Consider the following 10,753-nt stretch of genomic DNA (forward strand, 5'->3'; position numbering starts at 1 on the left):
GAGAACTCAAAAAGATTATGAAAATTATGCGCTTAAAATATGGGAAGTAAGGATTAATAGATCTTGAAGAAGGTCAGAAACATTCAAGGAGATAAGAATGCCTGCAAAAATTCCGATTACCGATAACCATATGCATATAGATCCAAGAGCTAGAGGCATTGAAGCTGTAAAAGAGTTTCAGAAATCAGGAGGGACACATATAATCCTGGTTACGAAACCCAGCTGGTCCCTCGGGATTGCTGTCAAAAAACCCGAAGATTACCTTGCCGTCTTTGACGAGACCGTGGAAATCGCATCAAAAATCCGCGAGATTGGAGTTGGAGCTTTTCCGGTTCTCGGGGTTCACCCTGCTGAGATCTCAAAGCTTACTGAATACATGGGGCTTTCAGAAGCGGCAGAAACCATGAAAAAAGGACTTGAGCTTGCTGCAGGATACGTGGAAAGAGGTCTTGCGGTGGGGATTAAGTCAGGACGCCCTCACTATCCTGTGCCCGCAGAGGTATGGGAGGCTTCAAATGAGATAATGGAACATGCCTTTTCTCTTGGAAAAGAACAGGACTGTGCCGTCCAGCTCCACACCGAAAGTGTTGGAGAGCCCGAACTTAAGGACATAGCTGAAAGAGCAAAAAAAACAGGGATAAAAATGTACAGGGTAGTTAAACACTATTCTCCCCCTCTTGTAAAAACCTGCGAGGAACTCGGGATTTTTCCGGGAGTAATATCGGTTAAAGGGGCAATCGAACAGGCGATTGAAGAGGGAGCCCGTTTTATGATGGAAACGGATTATATTGATGACCCTGACAGGCCGGGTGCAGTGCTTGGACCGAAAACAATCCCGAAGAGGACCATAAAACTGATAGAGACATATGGTGAAGAACCGTTCTGGACCATCCACAAAGAGAATCCGGAAAAGGTTTATGACATAGAAATCGAGCTTTAAAGACGTTTGGAAGGACGAGTTCTGAAAAGAGTAATAAAAAGGCATTACAAAAGAGGAGATTCCTGATAAAACACGAAAAATACGGAGATGCACGAAAAGACTGTACTTCTAATTAAACAGTCCTTTCGAGCGGGCAGTTGAAGAGATTCAAAGCAGGATCTCTTCGGATGCAAGCCCTCTTCTCAGATTGTTTCCAGCGAAAAAGCCCGCTAGAAACAGTTTTGCTGCTGAAACAGAACCTCGATTTAAAGCTTTACAGTCAAAACTCACCGATTACTTGCGCTTTATTTTTACTATGTCTCCCAGAGTAGTGTCTTTCCTCATGTGAGAAACTTCCTGCTCTGCGGAATCCACGCGCTCTGTAAGTTTGATATTGAGAGTATGTTCCAGCTTCTTTCTAACGGTATCTTCGGGTACTATTTCTCTTCGCTCTATCTTTTTAATGAGAGACGCTTTTTCCTTTATATTCTCAGCCAGGTCTTCCTGAGACCAGCCTCTGGTTTCTCTTGCCTCCCGGATAATCTGATCGTAGTTGTCCAGGAGCTCGTCCTTTAAAATATCGAAAAAATCCTTTCTGGGTTTCTTTTCAGTTCGTGGTACTGTACGAACTACTGGAGAGACTTTTCTTGACACAGGGGTCCTCTTGTCAACGGGCTTCCCGTAGGGAGCACATTTCTGGCAGACCTGAAGTTCACTGTTATCAATTGTAATGCATATAGGCTTTCCGCGGATCTCTGCACCACATATTTCGCACTGCATATTGATCACTTCGAAAACGCTATATACGGTATGAACTTAAATAATATTCGGAGCTCCATGACCGAAAGTACCAAAAGTAAGGATGAAAGCATGCGCAGTCACCTTGTGAAGCCCGGATCTGTGTATGACGGAATCGAGCCTGGAGAGCTGGGGGATTCAACTGAAAGCGTCCAGGACCGAGTGAGGCAACTTGAAAGCCGCAACAGTTTTCTGGAAGAGCAGTGTAGCCAGATAGAGTCCGAGAAACGCTATTTGGAGAACCAGAAGATCAAGTATGAGAGAGAGATCAGAAAGCTACAATCCGAGCTCGATCGAATGAAAACCTCTCCGCTGATCATTGGTACGGTTATTGACGTGATCAAGAATGATCGTATTATTGTCCGTAGCAGTAACGGCCCCCAGTTTCTGGTTAACGTCTCACAGTATATTGACGAGAAAAAACTGCTGCCAGGGGCAAAGGTTGCCTTGAACCAGCATACACTTGCCATTGCAGAGGTTATCCCTTCCACAGAAGAGCCTTTTGTTGCTGCAATGGAAGTTATTGAAAGTGTTGAAGTTGATTACGATCAGATAGGTGGTCTCGAGGAGCAGATTCAGGAACTTCAGGAAGCAGTTGAACTTCCGCTAATTGCTCCTGAACGCTTTTCCCGGATAGGCATTGAACCTCCGAAAGGAGTATTACTCTACGGGCTTCCGGGAACGGGCAAAACCCTGCTTGCAAAAGCCGTAGCCCACAGAACCAATGCGACGTTTATCAGAGTAGTGGGTTCCGAACTGGTACAGAAGTACATAGGGGACGGCTCCAAGCTGGTCAGGGAAATCTTCGAGATGGCACGGAAAAAATCTCCAAGTATCATCTTTATTGATGAACTGGACTCGATAGCTGCAAGGCGCTTAAACGAGACGACTGGCGCAGATAGAGAAGTTCAGAGAACTTTGATGCAGCTTCTTGCAGAAATGGATGGATTTGACAAGAGAAAGAACATTCGGATTATTGCGGCTACAAACAGACCTGATGTCCTTGACCCTGCTATTCTCAGGCCGGGACGTTTTGACAGGCTTGTCCATGTCCCAATGCCCGGAATCGAAGCCAGAGGAAGGATACTCCAGATCCACTGCGAAAAGATGACTCTTGCAGGAGACATCGATTTCAAAAAGCTTGCAAAAGCTACCGAGGGAATGAGCGGAGCAGACCTGAAGGCTATAGCTACTGAAGCAGGCATGTTCGCGGTCAGAAAAAATAAGGAACTGGTTGAGATGGAAGAGTTCCTCGAAGCAGTGGAAAAGGTATCTATGTCTGCGGATACGCAGAAGATGATGCCTGTCAGTCTTCCTGAAACCATGTTCGTGTAAACAAATCCAGCGAAAAAGCCTTTCAGAGGCTTCCATTTTTGTCAGAAATCTCCAGTTTCCCTTAGATTTTCGCTTGAAGCGGCTCTGGGAAACCGGCAAACTATTTTTAGAATTCAGACATAAAGGTAGCTGTGAATTCAGATTTTCATATAAAACCCGAAATCCGAATTCTGGGCATAGATGACTCTGCACTTCTTAACGAAAAAGTAATGATAGTAGGAACTGTTTTCAGAGGTGGAGACTGGATAGACGGAGTCCTGCGCTCGGAGATTACCAGAGACGGACTTGACGCTACGGGAGTAATAGTCAGGATGATAAAGAATAGCAGGCATTACGGCCAGCTCAGGATTATCATGCTTGACGGAGTCACCTATGGAGGCTTTAATGTTGTCGATATAGAGGAGCTTTACAGGGAAACAGGGCTTCCTGTTATTGTGGTCATGCGTTCCTATCCGGATTTTGAAAAAATTCGATCTGCTCTCCGGCATTTTTCAGATGGAGAGGAGCGCTGGGGCATAATAAAAAAAGCAGGAGAAATAGAGAAACTGGCTACTGAAAGAAAAAAAACTCCGATCTATATCCAGAAAGCCGGAATAGGAGCAAAAAATGCAGAAAAGATAGTCCGCCTCACTTCAATAAGAAGCAGTATTCCAGAGCCTCTCAGAGTCGCCCATCTGATTGCAACGGGCATAATCCTGGGGGAATCAAAAGGAAAAGCATAAACTGAAATCGAGTTTGTTTTACCGGAGAAGATGGGTGAATCCTGGCAAAAAGCCACCAGAAATCAGAACAGAAAAACGAACATGGGATTGAACATAAATAAGCTGGTAGAGTGTGAAATTAAGAGAGAACATGAAAAATCAAGAAAAAAGGGAAAGATAAAAATACAGGAACCAGCCTCAAAAAAATATAAAAAATAAAAAAATATACATTTAACATAAAGGAATTAAAGAAGTTAGATATAAACGAAAATGCCAGATTGTTCCCAAGAGCAAGAAATATAACTTTTGACAGGAAAATAGAGTAACATTAATAAAATTATTAAACACATATAGTATAAATTCAAAAACTAGAAAAGGAAAACTATTAAATTGGAAACTGTATATGTGATGGTTAAAATAATTTGTTCCGTGTTGAAATATACTTGTTTCTAATTAATCCATCAAATGATCACCCCAGCAGAATGGAGGAAAACAGTAGCATGAGATCCATTGTGGAAGAAGCCCTTGCTCGATCTGCCCTGGAAGGACGCGGCGGGCAGGGAAATACCTCAGATAATTCTAACGAAGACTTAGAAGTGGATGCTGAGCTTGAAGAAATACTGAGAAGTCTTAAAACAACTATTAAAGTGATAGGTTGTGGAGGCGGCGGTTCAAACAGTATCCAGCGCATGATGGGCGAAAGTATTGAGGGAGCAGACCTTGTTGCCATAAACACTGACGCTCAGCACCTTCTTAACATTCGCTCCGGTAAAAAGATTCTTATAGGGAGAAAGAAAACCCGGGGACTTGGAGCCGGAAGCCTCCCCCAGATAGGAGAAGATGCAGCAATCGAGAGCATTGATGAAATTAACAAGATCGTCCAGGGCTCGGATATGGTCTTTATCACCGCAGGCCTTGGTGGAGGAACAGGAACCGGATCTGCCCCTATAGTAGCTGAGGCAGCCAGGGATGCAGGCGCCCTTACAATTGCAGTTGTAACTCTTCCGTTCAGCGTCGAAGGGCATGTCAGAAGGACAAATGCCGAGGCAGGTCTTGAGCGCCTGAGAGATGTTGCTGACACAGTAATCGTTGTCCCTAACGATAAACTGATTGAAGTGGTCCCAAAGCTTCCGTTGCAGGCTGCCTTTAAAGTCTCTGACGAAGTCCTTATGAGAGCAGTAAAAGGCATAACCGAACTGATTACAAAGCCCGGACTTGTAAACCTCGACTTTGCAGATATAAGAACCGTAATGCAAAACGGAGGCGTTGCCATGATAGGGCTTGGGGAATCAGACGGCGAGAACAAAGCTGTTGAATCAGTCCAGAAAGCACTGCGCAGCCCGCTCCTTGACGTGGACATCTCAGGTGCGACTTCTGCTCTTGTTAACGTGGTTGGAGGCCCTGACATGACCATTTCTGAAGCAGAGTGTGTGGTACAGGAAGTCTACAGCCGCATAGACAGCAATGCCCGCCTGATCTGGGGTGCCCAGGTTGATCCGAATCTCGAAAAGACAGTGCGTACTATGATTGTGGTCACAGGAGTTACCTCTGCCCAGATTTACGGGCATGGAAACGACAAGAACATCACATATAAGTACGGAATTGACTTCGTAGAGTGATCAGAGAGGAATGAAAAAGTAAAAATGGATAAAAACGTTCGGTTGGAGAAAAATACTGTTTTCCTCATCTTAACCTAAAAAGAAGGAACGTAGAAATATAAATCCAATCGAAAACTATTTTTATGGTAAATGCAGTATGATGCCGATACAAATCGGCACCAGAAATGAAAACTTTTGCTGACACGATTAGGGGTTTATATGAATTACAATCCTGCGTCTAAATTTTTGGATGTATAAAAGATCGTGCCGGTGATATCTTCATATAATAGGAATCAATAATATAATCCGCCCGTTCTTCCTGATGAGTAAAATCCGATATTCTGCGAGATAAAAAGCAAAGTTCGGCGACATACCAAACAGATGAAGAGCCGCGCGCGAAATTCCAGATAAAATTAAATATGTACATAAAAACCTGGATGTGAATTAATTGGTAGAATCCACGTTTGAACCGAATTTACCGAATATAAATACAAAAAGCGTTGGTCAGGCTATCCGGGCACACCTGAGGGTCCTGAAACTTACGAAAAAACCGTCCAGGGAAGAGTTCTTGACCATTGCCAAAGTTGCAGGTGCCGGTATTCTGGCTGTGGGCGCAATTGGATTTATAATATATGTACTGCTGACAATGTTGCCCCAGTGGGTGGCCAAATGAGTGAGGATTCACAGATATTCGTAATCAAAACGACGGCAAACCAGGAAAGGTCAGTTGCAATGGCACTTGCCAGGGTTGCAAAAAAGGAGAAACTGGACATAAGGGCAATTCTGGCTCCTGATGAGCTTAAAGGATATGTTCTTGTCGAGGCTCCCAAATCCGGAACTGTCGAACTGGCAATCCAGACAATCCCACATGCAAGAGCCCTTGTAAAGGGGAGTTCTTCAATCTCTGAAATCGAACACTTCCTCAAACCCAAACCAGTAGTGACCGGAATCAAAGAAGGGGCAATAATTGAGGTCACCTCCGGACCCTTCAAGGGAGAAAAAGCCCGGGTTAAAAGGGTTGACGAAGGGCATGAAGAAATTACTGTGGAACTCTTCGATGCTGTGGTTCCGATCCCAATCACGATTCGCGGCGATACCGTAAGGATACTCAAAAAAGAAAACGAATAAGCCAGAATCGGATGGATTACCGAAAATTCAAACTTATTAATAAACAAAATCACCAGTACTCAGAGTGGATTGAAACAAATCTACTAAATTCATACTTATAAAAACCGGTGAGACTCAGATGACAAGTATTGTTGAAGCACTTGTCCCCGGAGGCAAAGCGAATCCCGGACCTCCATTAGGTCCGGCACTTGGTCCGCTCGGGGTCAACATAAAAGAAGTGGTCGAAAAGATCAACGAAAAAACAAGGGACTACAATGGAATGCAGGTCCCTGTGAAAGTAATTGTTGACGACAAGAAAAACGTCGAGATCGAGGTAGGCACCCCTCCGACTGCATCCCTTGTTATGAAAGAGCTCGGGATCCAGAAAGGGTCAGGAAATGCAGGAAGCGAGGTTGTTGGAAACCTCAAAATCCAGCAGGTTGCAAAGATCGCCCGTATGAAAAAGGAAGATGTACTTTCTTATGACCTCAAGGCTACAATGAAAGAGGTTATGGGCACCTGTGTCCCTATGGGCGTGAATGTAGAGGGAATGAAAGCAAAGGACTGCCAGAAAGCACTCGATGAAGGCAAATTTGACGATTTGCTTGCAGGCGAGGAGTGGTAAGCCTTTTATCCCCTCCAACCTTTAAATCCGGGAAATGGCTGTTCACCAATAGTTTTAAATTAGATACCACTAATAGCACAACAGCCTTGAACAGTTTTCTATTAGAATAACTAAAAGGATGTTATTGGTGGCTTGCTGTTTAAGATTAACAGAACCCGGAAGGGGAGCCCCTACGATCGCCGTAGTAAGCCGGAACGGCTGTCTGGACATTTGGTTCAAACACTACGGGGAGGAACAAGATGGTAGAAAAGACTATACTGGAAGCTGTCAAGAAAGTAATTGAGGAGTCGCCAAAACGCAATTTCTCGGAAAGCGTGGACCTGGCGATTAACTTAAAGAACCTTGACATGAACCAACCAAAGAACAGAGTCGATGAAGAAGTAATTCTTCCGCACGGGCTCGGAAAAGAGCTGAAGATCGGCGTTTTTGCAAAAGGTGACGTTGGCCTGAAGGCAAAGGCTGCCGGTGCTGCGTATGTTATTTCTGACGTTGAGCTCGAGGAACTGGCAGCTGACAAAAACAAAGCCAGAGTTCTTGCAAACGAATGTGACCTTTTTATTGCAGAAACTCAGTTCATGCCGATTATCGGTAAGAACCTTGGTATTGTTCTGGGACCCAGAGGTAAGATGCCTATCCCGCTCATGCCGAACAAGGACATCGGTGAACTGATTCAGAGCAAGCAAAATGCAGTCAAGCTCAGGTCAAAAGACAGACTTACCTTCCATGTGGCTGTCGGCAGAAGGGATATGAACCCTGAAGACCTTGCCGAAAACATCGAGACTATTATGGCCAGGCTTGAGCGTGTCCTCGATAAGGGCAAGCACAACCTCAGAACGGTCTATGTCACGACAACTATGGGAAAATCAGAGAGGGTGGTGTAAATGGCAGAAGAAAGGCATCACACCGAGCACATCCCGCAGTGGAAAAAGGATGAAATCGAAAACATAAAAGAACTCATCCAGTCCCACAAAGTATTCGGGATGGTAGGGATTGAAGGCATCCTCGCAACCAAGATCCAGAAGATTCGCCGGGACCTTAAGGACGTTGCGGTGCTCAAAGTCTCCAGAAACACCCTCACAGAGCGTGCATTAAACCAGCTTGGGGGAACTATTCCCGAGATGAATAAGTATCTGGACAAGCAGACCGCTCTGGTATTCTCCAATGAAAGTCCCTTCAAGCTTTACAAACTGCTCGAGCAGACAAAGACTCCTTCTCCAATCAAAGGAGGCGCAATAGCTCCTGTGGATATAATGGTCCAGAAGGGGCCCACCAGTTTCCCGCCCGGTCCGATTCTGGGTGAATTCCAGAGCGCAGGAATTCCAGCCTCAATAGAAGCCGGAAAGGTAGCAATAAAGGAAACAAAGGTTGTCTGTAAAGCAGGCGAGGCAGTCCCGCAGAAGCTTGCAACCATGCTTGCAAAGCTGGAGATATACCCGCTGATTGTAGGTCTTGACCTTAGAGCCGCCTACGATGAGGGGACAATTTATGAGCCGGAACTCCTTGCAGTTGACGAAAGCAAGTACTTCTCTGACATCATCAGGGCAGCTCAGAACGCTTTCAACCTCTCGGTCAACACAGCATACCCGACAAGCGCAACAATCGGCACCCTGCTGGCAAAAGCTTATGCAGAATCAAAGAACCTTGGTGTCAATGCTGTTATCCTTGAACCTGGAGTCATGGATGCCCTGCTGGCAAAAGCCCATGTCCAGATGACATCTGTTGCATCTAAAGCCGCAGACAAGGACGCAAATGCAGTGGATGACGACCTGAGAGAAGTTCTCGGAGCAGCCGCAAGCGCAGCAGCAGCCGCAGCAGCAGCAACTCCTGCAGCAGCAAAAGAAGAAAAGAAGGAAGAGGAACCTGAAGAGGAAGAAGAGGACCATTCCGAAGAAGATGGAATGGCTGGACTCGGTGCCCTTTTCGGATAAACAGATTTACTATTTACGCTAATACAAAGTTAGGTGATTAACGATGGAATACATATATGCAGCTCTCTTATTGCACAACGCTGGTAAAGCAATTACCGAAGACGCAATCTCTGCCGTTCTTAAGGCAGCTGGTATCGAAGTGAACGAAGCCAGGGCAAAGGCCCTTGTCGCAGCCCTTGAAGGCGTGGACATCGAAGAAGCTATCGCAAAGGCAGCATTCGCCGCCCCTGCAGCAGCAGCCGCACCCGCAGCAGCCGCACCCGCAGCAGCAGAAGCTCCTGCCGAAGAGCCTGAAGAGGAAGAAGAAGACACCTCTGAAGAAGACGGAATGGCCGGTCTCGGCGCCCTCTTCGGATAATTTCAATATCAACAGCTCGCCTCAGGGCGGGCTTCCCTTTTTTTTGGCGATGCCGACATTGTAATGATTTTTAGAATTGTTTAAAATAATTTTCCCTCAAAAAGCTCGCATTTTCTAATTTGAAGTTATTTTTTCTGGAATGGAACACCTTTATCTCATAAATCTCCTGATATTGGGGCTCTCTTACAAAAAAGTTATAATAAAAAAGCTCATGGATAGAATATATAGACCCTGAGTGAAAAGAGTCCTTCTTATTAATGACAAAACACGATCGCCATGTCCCGATTTGACCCTATCCTGGCATCAAGAGCCCTCTGGCAGATAAGGATCAAAAAGCGCCCTTTTGTCCTTTCTCACGGCGTAAATGCCAACTGCAATATGCGCTGCAAGTTCTGTGAATACTGGAGGAAAGAACCCGGAAAAGAGCCCTCAAGAGATGAGGTCTTGAGGCTCCTCGATGATGCAAAGAAATTCGGGATAGGGGTTTATAATGCCTGGACAACAGAACCCCTTCTAAGAAAAGACCTGCCCCTGATAATGGCTCACGCAAAAAAGCTCGGGATGGTTACATCCATGGTCACGAACGGAAAGCTGCTTTACGAAAGAGTAGAAGAGCTGGAAGACGTGGATTACCTCTCAGTATCAGTAGACGGAACTGAAAGCTATAAAGAAATCAGGAAAATGGATTTTGAAACCCTGCTGAAAGGCTTGAGAAAAGCTATTGAGGTAAGGAAACTCCAGAAACAGAAAAACCTGATCCTGATGAACTGTGTGCTCACAGGAAAAAACCTTGACGATATTGAAACCCTCATTTTGCTTGCAGAAAAACTGGGTGTAAAAGTTTCTTTCGAGCCTGTACATGAGTTTCACGGAATTGACCAGGAGATCTGGAACGAAATAGGGATCAGAGATAAGGAAAAATTCCGCAGCACCGTTGACCGCATAATCGAGATGAAGGAACAGGGCTACCCCATAATTAACTCCAAAACCTACCTTCGGATGGTCAGGGACGGGAATATGGATTACAGATGCATGGCTAGCGGCATTATTATTAACGTCACGCACGACGGGACTGCCGAGACCTGCCGGGTGCATCAGGAACCCCTTGGGAACGTTATGAAGGACGGCTTTGAGAAGGTCTGGAAAAATTCTGCACAGCAAAGGAAGGAAATTGTAGAGAACTGCAAGGGGTGCCTCTTTTTCGGGTATACGGAGAATAGTTTAATGCAGAGCTTCAATCCTGAAGTTTTGATGCATTACGAGTGGATGTGAAACGCCCGAATTGCGATTCGGGAGCCCGCTGTCCTACCCGAGTTCCGCCTCGGGAGGGCGGTGTCCTTTTCGGTCGCTTCGCTCCCTCAAGAGGACTTAAAACCAGCGTGGG

The 10,753-nt window shown here is 45.5% G+C and carries 12 protein-coding genes; 11 read left to right on the forward strand and 1 reads right to left on the reverse strand.

What is annotated here, in order from left to right; genetic code table 11:
- Positions 1-97: 97 nt before the first annotated feature.
- On the forward strand, positions 98-940 hold the full coding sequence (locus PLL47_RS13515) for a TatD family hydrolase (protein WP_324446955.1): 843 nt from the start codon (positions 98-100) through the stop codon (positions 938-940).
- 273 nt (positions 941-1,213) lie between these two features.
- Here the strand turns inward: PLL47_RS13515 and PLL47_RS13520 are convergent, their stop codons facing one another.
- Entirely contained in the window at positions 1,214-1,699 is a 486-nt protein-coding gene (locus tag PLL47_RS13520) for a multiprotein bridging factor aMBF1 (RefSeq protein WP_324446957.1), read from the reverse strand.
- Between the two features lie 57 nt (positions 1,700-1,756).
- Here PLL47_RS13520 and PLL47_RS13525 point away from each other — a divergent pair, with 57 nt between their 5' ends.
- The 10 genes from PLL47_RS13525 to PLL47_RS13570 all read left to right on the forward strand — a co-directional run bounded on the left by PLL47_RS13525 (position 1,757) and on the right by PLL47_RS13570 (position 10,641).
- The gene (locus PLL47_RS13525; RefSeq protein WP_324446959.1) at positions 1,757-3,052 is read left to right on the forward strand and encodes a proteasome-activating nucleotidase; all 1,296 of its coding nucleotides are present in this window, start codon (positions 1,757-1,759) and stop codon (positions 3,050-3,052) included.
- A 131-nt stretch (positions 3,053-3,183) separates the two neighbouring features.
- Complete coding sequence (locus PLL47_RS13530) at positions 3,184-3,774, forward strand: endonuclease dU (RefSeq protein ID WP_324446961.1); 591 nt, start codon at positions 3,184-3,186, stop codon at positions 3,772-3,774.
- Positions 3,775-4,253: 479 nt separating this feature from the next.
- Entirely contained in the window at positions 4,254-5,372 is a 1,119-nt protein-coding gene (gene ftsZ, locus PLL47_RS13535) for a cell division protein FtsZ (RefSeq protein ID WP_324446963.1), read from the forward strand.
- Positions 5,373-5,799: 427 nt separating this feature from the next.
- The gene (locus tag PLL47_RS13540; RefSeq protein ID WP_324446965.1) at positions 5,800-6,024 is read left to right on the forward strand and encodes a protein translocase SEC61 complex subunit gamma; all 225 of its coding nucleotides are present in this window, start codon (positions 5,800-5,802) and stop codon (positions 6,022-6,024) included.
- The gene (locus PLL47_RS13545; RefSeq protein WP_324446967.1) at positions 6,021-6,479 is read left to right on the forward strand and encodes a transcription elongation factor Spt5; all 459 of its coding nucleotides are present in this window, start codon (positions 6,021-6,023) and stop codon (positions 6,477-6,479) included. The genes PLL47_RS13540 and PLL47_RS13545 overlap by 4 nt, the downstream gene beginning before the upstream one ends.
- A 118-nt stretch (positions 6,480-6,597) precedes the next feature.
- Positions 6,598-7,083, forward strand: coding sequence for a 50S ribosomal protein L11 (locus tag PLL47_RS13550; protein WP_324446969.1), 486 nt, complete (start codon positions 6,598-6,600; stop codon positions 7,081-7,083).
- Between the two features lie 239 nt (positions 7,084-7,322).
- Positions 7,323-7,964, forward strand: coding sequence for a 50S ribosomal protein L1 (locus PLL47_RS13555; protein ID WP_324446971.1), 642 nt, complete (start codon positions 7,323-7,325; stop codon positions 7,962-7,964).
- The gene (locus PLL47_RS13560; protein WP_324446973.1) at positions 7,965-9,011 is read left to right on the forward strand and encodes a 50S ribosomal protein L10; all 1,047 of its coding nucleotides are present in this window, start codon (positions 7,965-7,967) and stop codon (positions 9,009-9,011) included.
- Positions 9,012-9,054: 43 nt separating this feature from the next.
- Complete coding sequence (gene rpl12p, locus PLL47_RS13565; protein ID WP_324446975.1) at positions 9,055-9,369, forward strand: 50S ribosomal protein P1; 315 nt, start codon at positions 9,055-9,057, stop codon at positions 9,367-9,369.
- 276 nt (positions 9,370-9,645) lie between these two features.
- Positions 9,646-10,641, forward strand: coding sequence for a radical SAM protein (locus PLL47_RS13570; protein ID WP_324446977.1), 996 nt, complete (start codon positions 9,646-9,648; stop codon positions 10,639-10,641).
- Positions 10,642-10,753: the final 112 nt, after the last annotated feature.

The sequence above is a fragment of the Methanosarcina sp. genome, assembly GCF_035390745.1.
GTDB lineage: Archaea > Halobacteriota > Methanosarcinia > Methanosarcinales > Methanosarcinaceae > Methanosarcina.